This window comes from Streptomyces sp. NPDC090077, assembly GCF_044747545.1.
GTDB lineage: Bacteria > Actinomycetota > Actinomycetes > Streptomycetales > Streptomycetaceae > Streptomyces.
In genome coordinates, this window is sequence record NZ_JBIVEG010000007.1 from 278,968 (window position 1) to 298,430 (window position 19,463).

17 protein-coding genes and 1 riboswitch are annotated in these 19,463 nt (G+C 71.6%); of the genes, 10 read left to right on the plus strand and 7 right to left on the minus strand.

Features of this window, described 5'->3' with window-relative positions; all coding sequences use genetic code 11:
• Nucleotides 1–60: 60 nt before the first annotated feature.
• The 7 genes from ACIPW5_RS15400 to def all read left to right on the plus strand — a co-directional run bounded on the left by ACIPW5_RS15400 (nucleotide 61) and on the right by def (nucleotide 6,783).
• The gene (locus ACIPW5_RS15400; protein WP_401244799.1) at nucleotides 61–708 is read left to right on the plus strand and encodes an alpha/beta family hydrolase; all 648 of its coding nucleotides are present in this window, start codon (nucleotides 61–63) and stop codon (nucleotides 706–708) included.
• 377 nt (nucleotides 709–1,085) lie between these two features.
• On the plus strand, nucleotides 1,086–1,730 hold the full coding sequence (locus ACIPW5_RS15405; protein ID WP_007266438.1) for a sigma-70 family RNA polymerase sigma factor: 645 nt from the start codon (nucleotides 1,086–1,088) through the stop codon (nucleotides 1,728–1,730).
• The gene (rsrA, locus tag ACIPW5_RS15410; protein WP_388933841.1) at nucleotides 1,727–2,029 is read left to right on the plus strand and encodes a mycothiol system anti-sigma-R factor; all 303 of its coding nucleotides are present in this window, start codon (nucleotides 1,727–1,729) and stop codon (nucleotides 2,027–2,029) included. Before ACIPW5_RS15405 ends, rsrA begins: the two co-directional genes overlap by 4 nt.
• A gap of 194 nt (nucleotides 2,030–2,223) precedes the next feature.
• Nucleotides 2,224–3,687, plus strand: coding sequence for an HD-GYP domain-containing protein (locus ACIPW5_RS15415; RefSeq protein WP_401244801.1), 1,464 nt, complete (start codon nucleotides 2,224–2,226; stop codon nucleotides 3,685–3,687).
• On the plus strand, nucleotides 3,684–4,967 hold the full coding sequence (locus ACIPW5_RS15420; RefSeq protein ID WP_401244803.1) for an HD-GYP domain-containing protein: 1,284 nt from the start codon (nucleotides 3,684–3,686) through the stop codon (nucleotides 4,965–4,967). Before ACIPW5_RS15415 ends, ACIPW5_RS15420 begins: the two co-directional genes overlap by 4 nt.
• Nucleotides 4,968–5,093: 126 nt before the next feature.
• On the plus strand, nucleotides 5,094–6,089 hold the full coding sequence (locus ACIPW5_RS15425) for a hypothetical protein (protein WP_267032753.1): 996 nt from the start codon (nucleotides 5,094–5,096) through the stop codon (nucleotides 6,087–6,089).
• 58 nt (nucleotides 6,090–6,147) lie between these two features.
• Nucleotides 6,148–6,783 carry a peptide deformylase gene (gene def, locus ACIPW5_RS15430; RefSeq protein ID WP_401244805.1) on the plus strand — a complete coding sequence of 212 codons (636 nt, stop codon included), beginning with the start codon at nucleotides 6,148–6,150 and terminating at the stop codon, nucleotides 6,781–6,783.
• A gap of 196 nt (nucleotides 6,784–6,979) precedes the next feature.
• Here def and ACIPW5_RS15435 read toward each other — a convergent pair whose 3' ends face one another.
• On the minus strand, nucleotides 6,980–7,951 hold the full coding sequence (locus ACIPW5_RS15435) for a helix-turn-helix domain-containing protein (RefSeq protein WP_401244807.1): 972 nt from the start codon (nucleotides 7,949–7,951) through the stop codon (nucleotides 6,980–6,982).
• Nucleotides 7,952–8,116: 165 nt separating this feature from the next.
• Here ACIPW5_RS15435 and ACIPW5_RS15440 point away from each other — a divergent pair, with 165 nt between their 5' ends.
• Nucleotides 8,117–8,866 carry a hypothetical protein gene (locus ACIPW5_RS15440; protein ID WP_401244808.1) on the plus strand — a complete coding sequence of 250 codons (750 nt, stop codon included), beginning with the start codon at nucleotides 8,117–8,119 and terminating at the stop codon, nucleotides 8,864–8,866.
• 72 nt (nucleotides 8,867–8,938) lie between these two features.
• On the opposite strand, the gene ACIPW5_RS15445 is transcribed toward ACIPW5_RS15440, so the two are convergent.
• The 6 genes from ACIPW5_RS15445 to ACIPW5_RS15470 form a co-directional block, all read right to left on the minus strand.
• Entirely contained in the window at nucleotides 8,939–9,955 is a 1,017-nt protein-coding gene (locus ACIPW5_RS15445) for a ribonucleotide-diphosphate reductase subunit beta (RefSeq protein WP_362064370.1), read from the minus strand.
• Nucleotides 9,955–12,351, minus strand: coding sequence for a ribonucleoside-diphosphate reductase subunit alpha (locus ACIPW5_RS15450; protein ID WP_401244809.1), 2,397 nt, complete (start codon nucleotides 12,349–12,351; stop codon nucleotides 9,955–9,957). Before ACIPW5_RS15450 ends, ACIPW5_RS15445 begins: the two co-directional genes overlap by 1 nt.
• Before the next feature lie 143 nt (nucleotides 12,352–12,494).
• Nucleotides 12,495–12,632, minus strand: a riboswitch (cobalamin riboswitch).
• 16 nt (nucleotides 12,633–12,648) lie between these two features.
• Entirely contained in the window at nucleotides 12,649–13,143 is a 495-nt protein-coding gene (locus ACIPW5_RS15455) for a GNAT family N-acetyltransferase (protein WP_401244811.1), read from the minus strand.
• Between the two features lie 221 nt (nucleotides 13,144–13,364).
• Complete coding sequence (locus ACIPW5_RS15460) at nucleotides 13,365–13,562, minus strand: YbdD/YjiX family protein (RefSeq protein ID WP_401244813.1); 198 nt, start codon at nucleotides 13,560–13,562, stop codon at nucleotides 13,365–13,367.
• Complete coding sequence (locus tag ACIPW5_RS15465) at nucleotides 13,559–15,799, minus strand: carbon starvation CstA family protein (RefSeq protein WP_401244883.1); 2,241 nt, start codon at nucleotides 15,797–15,799, stop codon at nucleotides 13,559–13,561. The genes ACIPW5_RS15460 and ACIPW5_RS15465 overlap by 4 nt, the downstream gene beginning before the upstream one ends.
• A gap of 129 nt (nucleotides 15,800–15,928) precedes the next feature.
• Nucleotides 15,929–16,693: a GntR family transcriptional regulator gene (locus ACIPW5_RS15470; protein WP_007266450.1), complete on the minus strand. Its 765-nt coding sequence runs from the start codon at nucleotides 16,691–16,693 to the stop codon at nucleotides 15,929–15,931.
• A gap of 297 nt (nucleotides 16,694–16,990) precedes the next feature.
• Here ACIPW5_RS15470 and ACIPW5_RS15475 point away from each other — a divergent pair, with 297 nt between their 5' ends.
• Both ACIPW5_RS15475 and ACIPW5_RS15480 read left to right on the plus strand, forming a co-directional pair.
• The gene (locus ACIPW5_RS15475; RefSeq protein ID WP_401244815.1) at nucleotides 16,991–18,277 is read left to right on the plus strand and encodes an extracellular solute-binding protein; all 1,287 of its coding nucleotides are present in this window, start codon (nucleotides 16,991–16,993) and stop codon (nucleotides 18,275–18,277) included.
• Between the two features lie 135 nt (nucleotides 18,278–18,412).
• Nucleotides 18,413–19,435 (plus strand): carbohydrate ABC transporter permease, encoded by a 1,023-nt coding sequence (locus tag ACIPW5_RS15480; RefSeq protein ID WP_401244817.1) that lies wholly within the window; start codon nucleotides 18,413–18,415, stop codon nucleotides 19,433–19,435.
• Nucleotides 19,436–19,463: the final 28 nt, after the last annotated feature.

The window sequence follows — 19,463 nt, forward strand, 5'->3', positions numbered from 1 at the left end:
CGTCCGGGCCGCCGGGCGCCCTTGCGGGGCTCCGGGCCCGCCGCCCGGCAGGATGGGCCCATGAGCACCCGTACCGAGAGCGTCGACACCCCGGCCGGCGAGGCCCGGATCACCTGGCACACCGCCCGCGCGGCCCGGCTGGTGCTGGCCCTGGGCCACGGCGCGGGCGGCGGCATCGAGGCCCGCGACCTCCGGGCCCTGGCCGCGGCCCTGCCCGCCCGGGGCGTCACCGTCGCCCTGGCCGAGCAGCCCTGGCGGGTCGCCGGGAAGAAGGTCGCCGCCGCCCCCAAGGTGCTGGACGAGGGCTGGCGGGCGCTGTGGCCCGCGCTGGAGCGGCCCGGGGTGCCCGTGGTGGCCGGCGGGCGCAGCGCCGGGGCCCGGGTGGCCTGCCGGACCGCCGCGGAGCTGGGCGCGGCCGGGGTGCTCGCGCTGGCCTTCCCGCTGCACCCGCCGGGCCGGCCCGAGAGGTCCCGTGCCGAGGAGCTGCTGGGCGCCGGGAGACCCGCGCTGGTGGTGCAGGGCGGCCGGGACCCCTTCGGGCGGCCGGAGGAGTTCCCCGCGGGGGAGTACGAGCTCGTGGAGGTGCCCTCCGGGGACCACGGTTTCGCCGTGCCGAAGAAGGCGGACCTGACGCAGGACGAGGCCCTGGCCGTCATCACCGGCGCGGTGGCGCCCTGGCTCGCCGGGCTCGCCGGGCTCGCCGGCTGAGCCCGGATCCGGCCCCGGAGACCCGGACGGAGTCCCGTACCGGGTCGGCCCGGCCGGGACCTGACAGATTCCGGCGTGACCCCGCTCACCCTTTCCCGCACGGCCCCGGAACCTCCCGAAAACCCTTGGCGCGCCGGGGAATGCGCTGCCCCGGCCGCCTGTTGTGGGGAGTGTCGGAACGCAGGGAAAAGACGTCGGAGGAGAGGGAGCGCATGACCCGGGTCATCAGCCAGAACCGCCCGCAGGCCGCTGACCTGGAATGGACGGTGCTGCCCGCCCCCAAGCGCGACTCGCTTCGGGCGGCGGAGGGACGGGATGGTCGACTATTCTCCGATTCGAGCGGATCCGCTTTCGGAGCCGCCACGCTGTCGGAGGAGGTGGGTCCTGTCGCTGGGACCGACGAAGGCCAGGCACAGGAGACGACCGCCGAGCGCAATGCGCGTTTCGAGCGGGACGCCCTCGGCTACCTCGACCAGATGTACTCCGCCGCGCTGCGCATGACGCGCAACCCGGCCGACGCCGAGGACCTGGTCCAGGAGACCTACGCGAAGGCGTACGCGTCCTTCCACCAGTTCCGCGAGGGCACCAACCTCAAGGCGTGGCTCTACCGCATTCTGACCAACACGTTCATCAACTCCTACCGCAAGAAGCAGCGCGAGCCGCAGCGCAGCGCCGCCGAGGAGATCGAGGACTGGCAGCTGGCGCGCGCCGAGTCGCACATGTCGACGGGTCTGCGCTCCGCAGAATCGCAGGCGCTCGACCATCTGCCCGATTCGGACGTGAAGGAAGCGCTCCAGGCCATTCCGGAGGAGTTCCGCATCGCGGTCTATCTTGCCGACGTAGAGGGCTTTGCGTACAAGGAGATCGCGGACATCATGGGTACACCCATCGGTACGGTCATGTCGCGGCTGCACCGTGGGCGCCGTCAACTCCGCGGAATGCTGGAGGACTATGCCCGTGAGCGCGGGCTGGTTCCCGCCGGCGCGGGAGAGTCGAACGACCTGAAAGGCTCGGGCTCATGAGCTGCGGAGAGCCGCACGAGACGGAGTGCGCCGAGGTCCTGGACCATCTCTATGAGTTCCTGGACCACGAGATGCCCGACAGTGACTGCACGAAGTTCGAGACGCACTTCGGCGAATGCAATCCCTGTCTGGAGAAGTACGGCCTGGAACAGGCCGTGAAGAAGCTGGTCAAGCGCTGCTGCGGATCGGACGACGTACCGACCGACCTGCGCTCCAAGGTCATGGGGCGGATCGAACTGATCCGTTCGGGCCAGGCCGTGCCCGAGGGCGACATCACCGCCGGTCCCGCCACCGGCTGAACGGTTCGCCCCGACCGCTGAACCACCGCCCCCGGAAGCACACTTCATTCACTCGAAGGTGCTAATCCGGGGGCGCCCGTACGGCGCAATGCCGAAATGTGGCCCGCTCCGTTCAAGGGCCGACCTATTCTCCCCTCGCGGTACCGCTCACGTCCGGTACCCGGTTTTCCCGGCCCCTGGGGGAGGAGAGCGCCATGCGGACGGTTCCGCCGATGGCGCGCGCCTGCGTCCTGGCCGCCGTCCTCACGGCCTCGGCCTGCGCGGCCCCGGCCCTCCTCGCGGGCGCGGCGACCCCGTGGCCCGACGTGGCCCTGCTGGCCCTCCTCTACCTCGGCTGCGAGTCCGCGCGGACCCTGCCCGTCCTGGGCCGCCGGGTCCCCGAGGGCACCGGCTCCTTCTTCCCGGTGGTGATGGCCGCCGTCTTCCTGCTGCCCCCGTCGGCCGCCGCGCTCGTGGCCGTGCCGGGGGCGCTCGCCCAGGGCGTCGTGCAGCGGCCCGCCGCGGTCCGCCGGATCTGGCACGCCGCCCAGCAGGCCACGGCCGCCTGGGCGGCGGGGCGGGTCCACGGGCTCCTCGGCGGCCGGGAGGCCCTCACCGGGCGGGGCGGCGCTCCCGGCGGGACGGGCCACGACGCCGGCCCCGCCGCCTGGGTGGCCGACTTCCCGTACGCGATGCTCCCCGCCGCTGCCGCGGCTGTCGTCTTCTGCCTGGTCCTCACCGCCCTCGACGGGGCCGTCCTGGCCGCCGCCGAGGGCAGACCCGCCGCCACCGCCTGGCACGGACACCTGGCCGGCGCCCTCGCCCCGCACTGCGTGCACGGGCTCGCAGGTCTGATGATGGCCGTCATGTGGCGCAGCCCGTACGGGGTTCCGGCCGCCCTGCTCGTGCTGCTGCCGATGTACATCTCCTGCGGGGTGTTCGCCCAGTACCACCGTGAGCGCGCCGCGCACCGGGACACGATCCGCGCCCTCGTCCAGGCCGTCGACATCAAGGACCGCTACACCCGCGGGCACAGCGAACGGGTCGGCCAGGCCTCCGCCATGATCGCCCGCGAGCTGGGCATGGGGGACGAGCGCCTCGAAACGGTCCGGATCGCCGGCATCCTGCACGACGTCGGCAAGCTCGGCGTGCCGACCCGGCTGCTGCGCAAGGACGGCCCGCTCACCCCGGAGGAGCGCCGGACCATCGAACTGCACCCCGAGTACGGACACGAGATGGTGCGGGGCATCGGGTTCCTCGGGGAGGCCCGGTCCGCGATCCTCCACCACCACGAGAGGGTCGACGGATCCGGCTACCCGTACGGGCTCAGCGGCGAGCAGATCCCGGTCCTGGCCCGTGTGGTGGCGGTGGCCGACTCCTTCGACGCCATGACCTCCACCCGCTCCTACAGCCGGGCCCGGCCCGTGGCGACGGCCCTCGCGGAGCTGGAGCGCTGCGCGGGGGCCCAGTTCGACCCGGCGATGGTGCGGGCCCTGGTCGCCGCCATCGGCCGGCACGGCTGGCACCCCGTGGTCACCTCGGACGAGGACCTCCAGGTCATCGCCGCCCCGGCGGCCCCCGCCGCGATGCCCTCCCAGGGCGGTCCGCCGCCCGGCCCGGAGGGGTCCGGGGGAGGCCGGGCCGGCGACCCCGCGGGCCGGGCCGGCGGCGGCCGGTGAGGGCCCTCGCCTGGGCCGTACGCGGCGCCGCGGGCGTGCTCACCGCCGCCGGGCTGGGGCACACCCTGTGGACCGGCGTGGTCGAGCCGGGCACCGCCCTCGGCTTCGGCACCCTGGTCGCCCTCGGCGAGCTGGCCCGCCGCGACCACCGCCCGGCCCGCGCCGGCGACGGCCCCGGGCCCGCCGGGCACCGCCGGCCCGCACCGCTCGGCTCCGCCGGAGCCCTCGCGTACGCCCTGCTCGGGCAGAACGCCGGGCACCCCACCCACCACGGGGTGCTCCAGACCGTCGCCGTCGTCGTCGCGGCCGCCCTCGCCGGCACCGTCCCGCACATCGCCCGGGGCCACGGCCCGGCCCTCGACCACGTGGCCCGCCGGGTCCTCACCGTCGCCTTCGCCGCCGCCTGCTTCCAGCCCCTGCACCACTCCGGGCGGCTCGGCGAGCGGCTCGGGCAGGGCCCGTACCTCGTCCTGTTCCTGCTGCTCCTGCTGGGCCTCACCGCCCTGTGCGACGCCGTGCTCGCCGCGGTCGCGGCCGGCGCCCGCACCGGCTGGCCGTACGGGCCCCTGCTCCGCGACGAGCTGCGGGCCCTGCCCGGCACCGGCTCGGCGATCTGCGCCACCGGCGTCGTGATGGCCCTCGGGGTGGCCGTGGCGGGCCTGTGGGCGCTGCCGGTCTTCTGCGTGCCGCTGCTGCTCACCCAGATGTCCTTCCACCGGATCGCCGCCGTCCGCACCACCTACCGCCAGACCATCACCTCCCTCGCCCGGGCCACCGAGATCGCCGGGTACACCGCCCCCGGGCACGCCCGCCGGGTCGCCGCCCTCAGCTGCGCCGTCGGCCGCGAGCTGGGCCTGTCGGAGCGGGAGCTCACGGTCCTGGAGTACGCCGCGCTGATGCACGACATCGGCCAGCTCTCGCTCGTCGACCCGGTCCCCGCCGGGGCCACCGCCGGGCTGCCCGCCGCCGAGGCCCGCCGGATCGCCGGGCTGGGCGGCGAGGTGGCCCGCCGGGCGGGGGTGCCGGCGGAGGTCGCGGTGATCGTGGAACGCCAGGCGGACCCGTACCGCGAGCAGCCCGTCGCGGCCCGGATCGTGCGCACGGTCAACGCGTACGACGACCTGGGGGGCGGCGGCCGTCACCCGGGTGGCCCACTCACCGCCCTCGAACAGCTGCGCCTGGGCACGGGGCGCGACTACCAGCCGGAGGTCGTGGAGTCCTTGGCGAGGGTTCTGGCCAGGGGCGGACGCGGCCGGGTCGTACCCGTTCCGCCGGGGTAACCCATGGGTAATGAGCGGCCGTCCGAGCGGGCATGGTTGGATGCAGTAGGAGTGTCCGTGAGGGTGTGCGCAACGCGCACCTGTCCCCCAGCCACCGCTGGGGGTGCCCCCAAGCAGGCGGGAATCGTGAGGATCTTCGGGAAGGTACGGCATCGGCCCTCCGCTTCGTGGCGGCAGGCCACCGACCGCGCGTTCACGCTGATCGGCGACGGTCGGTACGAGGACGCGGGCGCGCTGCTGACCAGGGCGGCCGATCTGGAGCCCTGGCTGTCCGAGTCCTGGTTCAACCTGGCCCTTCTCCACAAGTTCCGGCACGACTGGGAGCAGGCCAGGGCCGCCGGACTGCGCGCCGTGGCCCTGCTCGACCGGGAGACCGGCGCCCCGGACTGGTGGAACGTCGGCATCGCCGCGACCGCGCTCCAGGACTGGCCGCTGGCCCGCCGGGCCTGGCAGGCGTACGGGCTGAAGGTGCCCGGGGACCCGCACAGCACGGCCGGCACCGGCGAGCCGGTGGGCATGGAGCTCGGCAGCGCGGCCGTACGGCTGTCGCCCGAGGGCGAGGCCGAGGTCGTGTGGGGCCGCAGGCTCGATCCAGCCCGGATGGAGGTCCTCTCCATCCCGCTGCCCTCCTCCGGACGGCGCTGGGGCGAGGTCGTCCTGCACGACGGGGTGCCGCACGGCGAGCGGATCACCGCGGCCGGCCCCTCGTACCCGGTCTTCGACGAGATCGAGCTCTGGGCGCCCTCGCCGGTGCCGACCTGGGTGGTGCTGCTGGAGGCGGCCACCGAGGCCGACCGCGACGCCCTGGAGCAGCTGGCCTCCGACGCGGGCTTCGCCGCGGAGGACTGGTCCTCGTCGGTGCGCCTGCTGTGCCGGACGTGCTCCGAGAGCGCGATGCCCAGCGGCGAGGGCAACGGCGACCACCTGGACCCGCACGACCACAGCGAACCGGGGCATCCCGGCCCGCTGGGCCACCGCACGGCCGGATCCGGCTCCCTGTGGGTCCCCGAGCGCGAATGCGGCATCGCGGCCCCGGCCGGCCTGGTGCGCGGGCTGCTCGACGGCTGGGTCGCCGACAGCCCCGACAGCCGCGAGTGGCGGGATCTCGAAGAAGTCTGCTGACCCAGGGCCGTAGGCTGTACGGGCACACCACGGACTTGAGGGAAGGCGTACGGCGGACATGGCGCAGCAGGAGAACCAGGTGACCCCGATCGACGACGAGGGCTACGTCGTGGACACCGCGGACTGTGAGGCGCGCGAGCTGGCCTACCGTGAGCGCGGCACGTCCCGCCCGATCACGGTGGTCGGCAACCCGGTGCTGCACCGCGAGTGCAAGGACGTCACCGAGTTCGGCGACGAGCTGGCGCAGCTGATCGACGACATGTTCGCCAGCCAGAAGACCGCCGAGGGCGTGGGCCTGGCCGCCAACCAGATCGGCGTCGACGCCAAGGTCTTCGTCTACGACTGCCCGGACGACGACGGCGTGCGCCACACCGGTGTCGTGGTCAACCCGAAGCTGGTCGAGCAGCCGGCCGCCTCCCGCGTGCTGGACGACTCGAACGAGGGCTGCCTGTCGGTCCCGACCGCGTACGCCTCGCTGGCCCGCCCGGACTACGCCGAGGTCACCGGCCAGGACGCCCAGGGCAACCCGATCAAGGTCCGCGGCACCGGCTACTTCGCCCGCTGCCTCCAGCACGAGACCGACCACCTGTACGGCTACCTGTACATCGACCGCCTCTCGAAGCGCGACCGCAAGGACGCGCTGCGCCAGATGGCGGAGAACACCCCGCGCTACGAGGTCGTCCCGAACGACTGATCCCGCGGGCGCCGCCGCGCCGCGCGCGTGCGCAACGCCTACGAAGGCCCCGCTCCGTTTCCGGAGCGGGGCCTTCGCATGTGGGGGGTGCCGCAGGGAGCGGTGCAACCGGATGACATCACCGCTGCCGGAGCACGACCAGACCCACCCCTCCCGAATGTCAAGTCACCGTCGATTACCGGCCGTTGGGCTGCAGTCAGGCCACTGCGCGGGGGCCGCGGAAGGCCCGGCGGAAGGCGTTCGGGGTGGTGCCCAGGGTCCGCAGGAAGTGGTGGCGCAGGGCGGCCGCGGTGCCGAAGCCGCTGCGGCCGGCGATGGCGTCCACCGTGTCGTCGGTGGACTCCAGCAACTCCTGCGCCAGCAACACCCGCTGGCGCAGCACCCACTGGTACGGGGTGGTCCCCGTCTCCTGGAGGAAGCGGCGGGCGAAGGTCCGCGGCGACATGTGCGCCCGCTCCGCCAGCCGCTCGACGGTGATCTCCTCGTCCAGGTGCCGGGCCATCCACCCGATCACCCCGCCGACCGTGTCGCAGGCGGTGCGGGGGAGCGGCCGCCGGATGAACTGGGCCTGGCCGCCGTCGCGGTGGGGCGGTACGACCATCCGCCGGGCGATGGTGTTGGCCACCTCGGCGCCGTGCTCCTGGCGGACCACGTGCAGGCAGGCGTCGATGCCCGAGGCGGTGCCGGCGGAGGTGATCACCGGCCCCTCGTCGACGTAGAGCACGTCCGGGTCCACCCGGGCCGCCGGGTAGCGGCGGGTCAGCGCCTCGGCGTGCATCCAGTGCGTGGTGCAGCGCCGCCCGTCCAGCAGCCCGGCCGCGCCGAGCACGAAGGCGCCGCTGCACACGCTGAGCACCCGCGCCCCCCGGTCCACGGCCCGGCGCAGGGCGTCGAGGAACGGTTCGGGGTAGTCCTGGCGCACCGGCGCCTGCCGGTCCGCGGGCAGGCAGATCAGATCGGCCTCCTCCAGCCGCTCCAGGCCGTGCGCAGGGGTGATGGTGAAGCCGACGTCCGCCATGGCCAGCGGCCCGTCCTCGGCCGCGCACACCGCGAAGTCGTACACGGGCAGCCCCTGCTCGCTCCGGTCGATCCCGAAGACCTCGCAGAAGATCCCGAACTCGAAGGGCGTCACTCCGTCGGAGAGGGCCACCGCCACGTTGGTCAGCATGGCTCCAGTGTGGCAGTAATCCGTTCTCCTGCGAAAGTCCTGCCACCGCCGCACCGACCGCCGGCCCGCGGCGTCCGTTCGACACGCGACCAAGGGCGGGCCAGCATGGAAGTGACGCACGCCGCGAACCCGCCCCAGGGGGAGGAACACGCGGAAGGACCCGTCATGAAGCGTTGCAAGCGTGTGGCCGTCGTACTCCCCGTGGCCGCGGGACTGGCGCTGGCATGCCTCCCGGCGGCCGCGGCCGACGCCGCAGCCCCGCCCGCCTCCGCCCCGGTGGCCAGGGCCGCGCCCCCGGCCTGCGACGTGGTCCAGCTGAACAAGGACGCGTTCGCGCTCGGTCACAAGGAGGGCCTCAAGGACGGCCGGGCGGACGGCTTCGAGGACGCCTACCGGCAGTCCTACGACGACGCGTTCAAGAAGAAGCAGCCCGGCCTCACGGCAGACCAGTGCGAGGACCTCGCCATCAAGGCCTTCCAGGAGGGCTACGCCAAGGGCTACGAGACCGGCTTCGCGGACGGCCGGGCCAAGGGGTCCAAGGAGGGCCAGAAGGAGGGCAAGGAGGACCGCAAGAAGGGGAACGCCTCCCGCAACGTCGTGGTCGAGGAGGTCGTCGTGACGGCGACCCCCAAGAGCGGCGAGACCGACTGCTCCCAGGGCATCCGCTTCACCGCGCAGCTCGTGGGCACCGGGCCCGGTACGGTCCAGTTCCACTGGGAGCGGAAGGCCGGCGGCAAGGTGCCGGGGACCGTGGAGTTCGCCAAGGACCAGGCCGAGTTGAAGTCGGTGACCGACCAGGCCGCCGTTCCGGCCGGTTCGACGTCGGCCAGCATCTCCCAGAAGTTCGTGGTCGACAGCGGCCCCTCGAAGGGCAAGTCGGCCCTGGCCACGGCCAACGTGACCTGCAAGAAGTAGCACCCCCACAGCACGACGTCCCCGCCCCCGGGGTTGCCCGGGAACGGGGACGCGCGCGTGTGGACGGGGGGACTAGAAGTCCTCGTCCAGGTCGACCGTGCCCTCCACGGCGACCTGGTACGCCGACGGGCGGCGCTCGAAGAAGTTCGTCAGCTCCTGGACGCCCTGGAGCTCCATGAAGGAGAACGGGTTCTGCGAGCCGTACACCGGCGGGAAGCCGAGGCGGACCAGGCGCTGGTCCGCGACGCACTCCAGGTACTCGCGCATCGAGTCGGTGTTCATGCCCGGCAGGCCGTCACCGCACAGGTCGCGGCCGAACTGCAGCTCCGCCTCGACGGCCTCCTTCAGCATGTCGGTGACCTGCTGCTGGAGGGCGTCGTCGAAGAGCTCCGGCTCCTCCTTGCGGACCGTGTCCACGACCTCGAAGGCGAAGTTCATGTGCATGGTCTCGTCGCGGAAGACCCAGTTGGTGCCGGTCGCCAGACCGTGCAGCAGGCCGCGCGAGCGGAACCAGTACACGTAGGCGAACGCACCGTAGAAGAACAGGCCCTCGATGCACGCCGCGAAGCAGATCAGGTTCAGCAGGAAGCGGCGCCGGTCGGCGGCCGTCTCCAGCCGCTCGATCTTCTCGACCGAGTCCATCCACTTGAAGCAGAACTGCGCCTTCTCGCGGATCGACGGGATCTCCTCGACCGCGTCGAAGGCCGCCGCGCGGTCGTCCGGGTCGGGCAGGTAGGTGTCGAGCAGCGTCAGGTAGAACTGGACGTGCACGGCCTCCTCGAACAGCTGGCGCGACAGGTACAGGCGCGCCTCCGGGGAGTTGATGTGCTTGTACAGCGTCAGCACCAGGTTGTTCGAGACGATCGAGTCGCCCGTCGCGAAGAACGCGACCAGACGGCCGATCATGTGCTGCTCGGCCGGCGTCAGCTTCGCGAGGTCGGCGACGTCGGAGTGGAGGTCGACCTCCTCCACCGTCCAGGTGTTCTTGATCGCGTCCCGGTAGCGCTCGTAGAAGTCCGGGTAGCGCATCGGGCGGAGCGTGAGCTCGAAGCCCGGGTCCAGGAGGTTCTTCTTGTCGGTGGAGCTCATTACTGGCAGGCCTCGCAGGACTCGGGGTTCTCAAGGGAGCAGGCCAGCGCCTCGGCGTCGAGGGCCTGGGGCAGCTGGGCCGGGGCGGCGGCGGCCGGGACGGCGGCCGCGCCGGAGGCGGCACGGGCGATCTTCGTCGCCGGGCGGGAGCGCAGGTAGTACGTGGTCTTCAGACCCTGCTTCCAGGCGTACGCGTACATCGAGCTGAGCTTGCCGATGGTGGGCGTCTCCAGGAACAGGTTCAGCGACTGGCTCTGGTCCAGGTACGGCGTGCGCGCCGCCGCCATGTCGATCAGGCCGCGCTGCGGGATCTCCCACGCCGTGCGGTACAGCTCGCGGATCTCGGCCGGGATCCAGCCGAAGCCCTGGACGGAGCCGGAGGAGTCGCGCAGCGCCTCGCGGGTCTGCGCGTCCCACACGCCGAGCTGCTTGAGGTCCTCCACCAGGTAGCCGTTGACCTGGAGGAACTCGCCGCTGAGGGTCTCGCGCTTGAAGAGGTTCGAGACCTGCGGCTCGATGCACTCGTACACGCCCGCGATCGAGGCGATCGTCGCCGTCGGGGCGATGGCGAGGAGCAGCGAGTTGCGCATGCCGGTCTGCGCGACGCGGGCGCGCAGGGCCTCCCAGCGCTCGGGCCAGTGGCGCTCGGTCTCGTAGTGGTCCGGGTGCAGGACGCCCTGGGCGGTGCGGGTCTCGGCCCAGGCCGGGAGCGGGCCGGAGCGCTCGGCGAGGTCGCAGGAGGCCTCGTACGCGGCCAGCATGATCCGCTCGGAGATCTTCGTGGACAGGGCCTTCGCCTCGGCCGAGTCGAAGGGCAGGCGCAGCTTGAAGAAGACGTCCTGGAGGCCCATCGCGCCCAGGCCCACCGGACGCCACTTGGCGTTGGAGCGGCCGGCCTGCTCGGTCGGGTAGAAGTTGATGTCCACGACGCGGTCGAGGAAGGTCACGGCCGTGCGGACGGTCTCGTCCAGGCGCGCCCAGTCCATGTCGCCGTCGGCGACGAACGCGCCGAGGTTGACCGAGCCGAGGTTGCAGACGGCCGTCTCGCCGTCGTTGGTGACCTCGATGATCTCGGTGCAGAGGTTGGAGGAGTGGACGACGGTGCCGGGCAGCGCGGTCTGGTTCGCGGTCCGGTTGGAGGCGTCCTTGAAGGTCATCCAGCCCTGGCCGGTCTGCGCGAGGGTGCGCATCATGCGGCCGTAGAGGTCCCGGGCCGGCATGGTCTTCTTGGCCAGGCCCGCCGCCTCGGCCTTGGTGTAGGCGGCGTCGAACTCGTCGCCGTACAGGTCCACCAGCTCGGGGACGTCGGCCGGGGAGAACAGCGACCAGTCGGCGTCGGCGTTCACGCGGCGCATGAACTCGTCCGGGATCCAGTGGGCGAGGTTGAGGTTGTGCGTACGGCGCTGGTCCTCGCCGGTGTTGTCGCGGAGCTCCAGGAACTCCTCGATGTCCGCGTGCCAGGTCTCCAGGTAGACGGCGGCGGCGCCCTTGCGGCGGCCGCCCTGGTTCACGGCGGCGACGGAGGCGTCGAGGGTCTTCAGGAACGGCACGATGCCGTTGGAGTGGCCGTTGGTGCCGCGGATCAGCGAACCGCGGGCGCGGATGCGGGAGTACGAGAGGCCGATGCCGCCGGCGTGCTTGGACAGGCGCGCGACCTGGTGGTAGCGGTCGTAGATCGAGTCCAGCTCGTCCAGCGGGGAGTCCAGCAGGTAGCAGGAGGACATCTGCGGGTGGCGGGTGCCGGAGTTGAAGAGCGTGGGGGAGGACGGCAGGTAGTCGAGCCGGCTCATCAGGCGGTACAGCGAGGCGACTTCCTCGACGGCCTGGACGCTCTCGTCCTCGGCGAGGCCGCAGGCCACGCGCAGCATGAAGTACTGCGGGGTCTCGATCACCTGGCGGGTGATGGGGTGGCGCAGCAGGTAGCGGCTGTGCAGGGTGCGCAGGCCGAAGAAGCCGAAGCGGTCGTCCGCGCCCTCGGCGAGCGTGTGCTCGACCAGGGCGTTCAGGCGGGCGGCGTGGGCGGCGACGAACTCGGCGGTGCGGTCGGCGATCAGGCCCTCGCGGTGGCCGACGGCGACGGACTCGGCGAAGGAGGTCGAGCCCTGGCCGGCGGCCTCGTCGGCCACGGCCAGCGTCAGCAGGCGGGCGGCGAGCCGGGAGTAGGCGGGGTCCTCGGAGATCAGGCCCGCCGCGGCCTCGGTGGCCAGCCCGCGCAGCTCGGCCTCGTCGGCGGAGGCGCTGCGGCCGCGCAGGGCGGCGGCGGCGATCCGGCCGGGGTCGGTGTCGGGGAGGTCGGCGGTCAGCTCGGTGAGAGTACGCAGCAGCGCGGCCCCCGGGCCTTCGGTGGTGTCGCCAGAAACGGACTCGGCGCGCGGTGCAGAAGGCGCGATGGTCACGGCGGGAGCTCTCCCTCGCTCGGCCCGGTCGTCGGCGGGTCGGGGCGCGGGGAGGCGCACGCGGGCGCGACGGATCGCGACACACCGCATGGCGTCCACCGGCCCAACCGCGAGGCCCGGACGTGGTCGGCACCCGGTTCGGTCGACCCGGGCGCACTGTCGGCAGGTCCTCGGACTTTTCATACCGTTGCGGGACAGTTCCGGATTCGCACCGGATTCCCCTGCGGCGACAGCGAGGATGAGCATACATGTGGGGGGCCGCCCGCGCGCGACCCACCACATGTTGTGTCGGCGTGGCTACAGCTCCAGGCGGTAGGTGAGCAGTTTCAGGGCCGGGATGGGCGACCAGTCGCGCTCCGGAGTGCGTACGAAGCCCAGACGCGCGTAGATCCGCTGGGCGCCCAGCATGGCCGGCTGGGTGGACAGCACGAGGGCCCCGACCCCCAGGGCCCGGGCCCGTTCGGCACAGGCCCGTACGAGGGCCTCGCCGACGCCCTTGCCGCGCGCCTCGGAGGCGACCGCCAGCATCCGGAACTCGGCCTCCTGCGGCCCGGCCACGTCCGCGAGCCGGCTCCCGGGTGCGGCGAACGTCACTCCGCCGAGCACCCGGCCGTCCTCCACGGCGACGAGCACCTCCCCGTCCCCGGCCCGCCCGGCGACGTCGCGCAGGACGTTCAGGTAGGCGTCGTCCTCGTTCAGGTCCAGCAGCCCGTCCCCGCTGTAGGCCGTCCCGGTGATTTCCCCGAGCCGCCCGTACTCGTCTTCCCTCGCCGTTCTGATCTCGATGTCCATGCCGCCGAGTGTGCCGGACGGGTGTCGGTGGTCGGCGCTGTCGTCGGATCAGCAACCGTCGTTGGAAGGCGAGCGAGGCGTGACCGTGATGACCGGCCACCGTTCCCACGTGCCGACCGAGGACTTCGAGGAGATCGCCCGCACGGGCGCCCCCGGCCAAGCCGAAGGGCCCCGCCGTCTCGATCTGTGACGGCGGGGCCCTTCGTCCGCGTAGGACGGCCTCAGCAGCAGCGGAAGCCCTCGCGGGGGTCCGCCTCGCGGGCGTCCGTGCGGGCCCGCTCGAAGGCGCGCCGGGTCAGGACCTCGGCGTCCGGGTCGTGGGCGCGGGCGTGCGCGACGTAGCGGTCGTACGCGGCCTCGCCGGAGAACTCCCGGACGTAGAACCGGGCCTTCGCCAGCGCCCCGCGCACCCCGCTCACGCGACCGGTTCCTTGGCCTTGCCGCCGTCCCCGTCGAGGCCGGCGGCCGCGAGCTCGGCCTTCTCCTCGGCGGTGGCGATCAGCCCGGCCGGGGCGATGATCTTCGACTCGGTCCACGGCACCTCGGAGAGGCTGACCGACTCCGGGTTGCGGACGGCCTTGAGGCAGACCCGGGCCGCGTCCACCAGCACGATGACGATCAGCACCGCGAACAGCGCCGACAGCACCCCGTCGACCGTGGCGTTGGTGACCACGGTGTGCATGTCGTCCATGTTCTTGGCGGGCGGCAGCACCTTCCCGGCGTCGATGCCGGTCTGGTACTTCTCGCGCTGCGCGAAGAAGCCGACCTTCACGTCGTCCGAGAAGATCTTCTGGTAGCTCGCGGTGAGGGTGACGGCCACGTCCCAGGCCAGCGGGACGCCCGTGACCCAGGCCCACTTGAGCCGCCCGGACTTGACGAGCAGCGTGGTGCAGACGGCCAGGGCGACGGCCGCGAGCAGCTGGTTCGCGATGCCGAACAGCGGGAAGAGCTGGTTGATGCCGCCCAGCGGGTCCTTGACGCCGACCCACAGGAAGTAGCCCCAGCCGCCGACGACCACGGCGCTCGCGAGCCACACGCCCGGCTTCCAGCTGACGTCCTTGAAGGACTTGTGCACGTTGCCGAGCGTGTCCTGGAGCATGAACCGGCCGACGCGGGTGCCGGCGTCGACGGTGGTCAGGATGAACAGGGCCTCGAACATGATGGCGAAGTGGTACCAGAAGGCCTTCATCCCGGCGCCGCCGATGACCGACGAGAAGATCTCCGACATCCCGAGTGCGAAGGTCGGCGCGCCACCCGTGCGGGACAGCAGGCTGGCCTCCTCGACGTCCTTCGCGGCCTGCGCGAGGGCCTCCGGGCTGATCGCGAAGCCGAAGTCGGTGACCGCCTTCGAGGCGGTCTGGACGGTGGCGCCGATGACGCCGCCGGGGGAGTTCACCGCGAAGAAGAGGCCGGGCTCGATGATGCTCGCCGCTATCACCGCCATGACGGCGACGAAGGACTCGGTGAGCATGGCGCCGTAGCCGATGACCCGGACCTGGGTCTCCTTCTGGATCATCTTCGGGGTGGTGCCCGAGGCGACCAGCGAGTGGAAGCCGGACAGGGCGCCGCAGGCGATGGTGATGAAGACGAACGGGAACATCGACCCGGCGAAGACGGGGCCGTCGCCGCCCGCGGCGAAGTCGGTGACCGAGGGCATCTTCAGCGTCGGCATCGCGAGGACGACGCCGACCGCCATCAGGGCGATGGTGCCGACCTTCATGAAGGTGGACAGGTAGTCGCGGGGAGCGAGCAGCAGCCACACCGGCAGCACCGAGGCGATGAAGCCGTAGACCACCATCCAGATGACCAGCGTCTCCTTCTCCAGGGTGAACGTGCTCGCCCAGGAGGAGTCGGCGACCCAGCCGCCGGCGACGATGGCGAGCAGCAGCAGCGCGACGCCTATGACGGAGACCTCGGTGACCCGGCCCGGCCGCAGCACGCGCAGGTAGACGCCCATGAAGAGGGCGATCGGGATGGTCATGCCGATGGAGAAGACGCCCCAGGGGGAGTGCGCCAGCGCGTTGACGATGACCAGCGCGAGCACCGCCAGCAGGATGACCATGATGACGAACACGGCGACGAGGGCGGCGGCGCCGCCGACGGGGCCGATCTCGTCCCGGGCCATCTGGCCGAGCGAGCGGCCGTCGCGCCGGGTGGAGAAGAACAGGGTCACCATGTCCTGGACGGCGCCGGCGAAGATGACGCCCGCGACGATCCAGATGGTGCCCGGCAGGTAGCCCATCTGCGCGGCCAGCACCGGGCCGACCAGGGGGCCGGCGCCGGCGACGGCGGCGAAGTGGTGGCCGAAGAGCACGCGCCGGTCGGTGGGGTGGAAGTCGACACCGTTGTCGAGGCGTTCGGCGGGGGTGGCCCGAGTCTTGTCGAGTCGCAGGACGCGGGTGGCGATGAACCGGGAGTAGAAGCGGTAGCCGATGGCGTACGAGCCCAGGGCGGCCGCGAGCAGCCAGGCGGCCGAGATCTCCTCACCCCGGGACAGGGCGAGCACGCCCCAGCCGAGGGCTCCGACGAGCGCCACGCCCACCCAGACGGCGATCGACTGCGGGGAGGTCCGTCCCGGCGGAGGGGGCGAGCCGGGGCCCGCCGTTCCCCCCGTGGTCGGAGCCCCGTCCGTACCTGTTGCTTCCGGTTCCGCCATGATCCTCGTCCCCTCGTTGATCATCTGCTTAAGCGCAGGGAATCTACGGGGGGTTACCGCTGGATGTAAGCCCCCGTCCGCATAGCGGTACGAGCGTCCACCCAGGTCGGACGGGGAGTCAACCGGTGATCAGGTGGCAGGTCGCTGGAGACGGGCAACGAACTTGTAACGGTCGCCGCGATATACCGATCGCACCCATTCGACCGGTTCCCCGTCGGCGTCCAGGGAGTGCCGCGAGAGCATCAGCATCGGCAGGCCCACGTCGGTGCCGAGCAGTCCGGCCTCGCGCGGCGTGGCGAGGGAGGTCTCGATGGTCTCCTCGGCCTCCGCGAGCCGGACGTCGTACACCTCGGCGAGGGCGGTGTAGAGGGAGGTGTACTTGACGAGGGAGCGGCGCAGCGCCGGGAAGCGCTTGGCCGACAGGTGGGTGGTCTCGATGGCCATGGGCTCGCCGCTGGCCAGGCGCAGCCGCTCGATGCGCAGGACCCGTCCGCCCGTGGCGATCTTCAGGAGGCCCGCGAGGGTGTCGTCGGCCGTGACGTACCCGATGTCGAGGAGCTGGGACGTGGGCTCCAGGCCCTGGGCGCGCATGTCCTCGGTGTAGGAGGACAGTTGCAGCGGCTGCGAGACCTTGGGCTTGGCGACGAAGGTGCCCTTGCCCTGGATGCGCTCCAGCCGGCCCTCGACCACGAGCTCCTGGAGGGCCTGCCGGACGGTGGTCCGGGAGGTGTCGAATTCGGCCGCGAGAGTACGCTCGGGCGGCACGGGGGTGCCGGGGGGGAGCGTTTCGGTCATGTCGAGCAAGTGCCGCTTGAGTCGGTAGTACTTGGGCACGCGCGCCGTGCGAGTGGCCGGCCCGCCTTCCGGCTCCGTGGTCGCCCCTTCGGTGGCCATCGCCGCCCGCCTTCCCGACTCCAGTTTCGCTGCCGTCACCGGCTCCTCCGATATGTGCGGTCACATGGTGACACGGGCGGGAGGGCAGGCCTCCTCCCCTCCCCCAGGTGTCGGTCCGGTAACGGACCGAGCACCCGCTCATTAGACCCTTGACACCCCTAAAGGTCTAGGCCAAGCTCCCGGTACTGGTCTAAACCAATGTGGATCAGATCCCGGCCCCACGGCAGTACTTGGTACGTACGTCACCGCGGCGGGCGAGGGAAGGTGCAAAGCAGCAGCATCCCTGAGGAGGGTGGCGTGAAGCGCAAGCTCATTGCGGCGGTCGGTGTCGTGGGCATGATGGTCGGTGTCGCCGCGTGCGGCAACGGCGGCGACGACAAGCCGAAGTCCGACGCGTCGGGTGGCGCCAAGGAGATCACCGTCTGGGTGATGGACGGTTCCGCTCCGAAGGCCTGGATCGAGCAGGTCAACAAGGAGTTCTCGGCCAAGCACCCCGGTGTCACGGTGAAGGTCGAGGAGCAGAAGTGGACCGGCATCCAGGAGAAGGTCACCACGGCCCTCTCCGAGAACACCCCGCCGGACGTCCTTGAGCTCGGCAACACCCAGACCGCCGGCTACGCGGTCACCGGCGGCCTCGCCGACCTGACCAAGGACAAGGCCAAGCTCGGCGCCGACGCCTGGCAGAAGAGCATGCTCGCCTCCGCCGAGGTCGACGGCAAGCTCTACTCCGCCCCCTGGTACGCGGCCAACCGCGTCGTCGTCTACGACAAGAAGGCCTACGAGAAGGCCGGCGTCACCCCGCCGAAGACCCGCGACGAGTGGATCGCCGGCCTGGAGAAGCTGAAGGCCTCCGACCCGTCCGCGCAGCCGATCTACCTGCCCGGCCAGAGCTGGTACATCCTCGCCGGCTTCGTCTGGGACGAGGGCGGCGACCTCGCCGTCAAGGACGGCGGCAAGTGGAAGGGCCAGCTGGCCACCCCGCAGGCCGCCTCCGCGATGGACTTCTACAAGAAGCTCCAGTCCTTCTCCACCGCGCCGAAGGACAAGGACGAGGCCACCCCGCAGCAGTCCACCGACATCGTCCCCAAGGGCGGCGTCTCCTCCTGGATCGGTCTCGGCTGGGAGGCCGGCGGTGCCGAGAAGGCCCTGAAGGACGCGGGCAAGGAGGCCGACTTCGGCTACTTCCCGATCCCGGGCAAGACGGCCGACAAGTCCGGCACCGTCTTCCTCGGCGGCTCGAACCTCGCCGTGGCCGAGCGCTCCAAGAACAAGGAGCTCGCCAAGGAGTGGCTGGCCCTGGCCACCGGCAAGGACCAGATGACCAAGTACGCCGCCGAGGTCAAGGGCGCGCTGCTGCCGAACCAGGTCGGTGCGAACTTCGCCCCGGCCGCCGGCTCCTTCGCCGAGGCCATGGCCAAGGCCGGCGCCAACGGCAAGATCACCCCGGTGACCGCGGGCTGGGCGAACGTCGAGACCGAGCCGAACCCGATCAAGGAGTTCATGACCAAGGTCCTGAAGGGTGAGGACGCCGCCAAGGCGGCCGCGGAGGCGGACAAGGAAATCGCGAACCGCATCAACAAGTAACGGCCCCACCCGGCAGTACCCGCACAGCCCAGCAGTGTGAACGCACCGGGGGGTGGGGGGGGGGGGGCGCCGCCCCCCCCCCCCCACCCCCGGTCGCGCATTTGACTCCACAGTCAACCGCGAGGAAGCCAAGCCATGACCGTGCATTCCCAGGGAGCGACGACCAGCGCTCCACAGGACGCACCACACCAGTCCGCCGGACGGCCGCCGAAGGCACCCGCCGCCAAGGCCGGCCCCAGTCATACGTCTCCTCGCGGGGGCAGAAGGCCGCTCCCCTCGGGGTGGCTGCCGTACCTGCTGGTCCTGCCCGCCGTGGCCAGTCTCGCGCTCCTGCTGCTGTACCCGCTGATCAAGAACGTGATCCTGTCCTTCCAGGACATCAACAAGATCGAGTTCATCCAGCGGAAGTACCCCTTCGCGGGACTGGAGAACTACACCCAGCTGCTCGGCGACTCCAACTTCTGGACCGTCGTCGTCCGCAGCTTCGCCTTCACCTTCGCCAACGTCGTGCTGATCATGGTGATCGGCAGCCTCATCGGCATCCTGCTCAACCGCCTCGGCAAGTGGATGCGCCTGGTCCTGTCGATGGCGCTGGTCATGGCCTGGGCCATGCCGATCGTCGCCTCCGTCCAGGTCTTCTACTGGCTGTTCGACGAGCAGTTCGGCGTCATGAACTGGCTGATGCGAAGCCTCGGCTTCGCCGGCTACGAGCAGCACAACTGGTTCGAGACCGGCCTGTCCACCCTGACGATCGTCACGCTCCTGGTCGTCTGGGGCTCCATCCCCTTCGTCGCCCTCAACATGTACGCCGGCCTCACCACGGTCGGCGCCGAGCTGTACGAGGCCGCGCGGATGGACGGGGCCAACGGCTGGCAGACCTTCTGGAAGGTCGTCTTCCCCAACCTCCGGCCCTTCTTCATGGTCACCACGTTCCTCGAGGTGATCTGGGTCTTCAAGGCCTTCACCCAGGTCTACGCGATGAACAAGGGCGGCCCCGACCGCGCCTCCGAGATCCTCCCGGTCTTCGCCTACGTCGAGGGCCAGAGCCAGGCCCACTACGGCCTCGCCGCCGCGATCTCCGTCCTGACGATCCTGATCCTGCTGGTCGTCATGTCCTTCTACTTCCGCCTGATCCTGAAGCAGGAGGAGGAGCAGTGAGCACCACCACCGCCCCGGACAAGCCCGC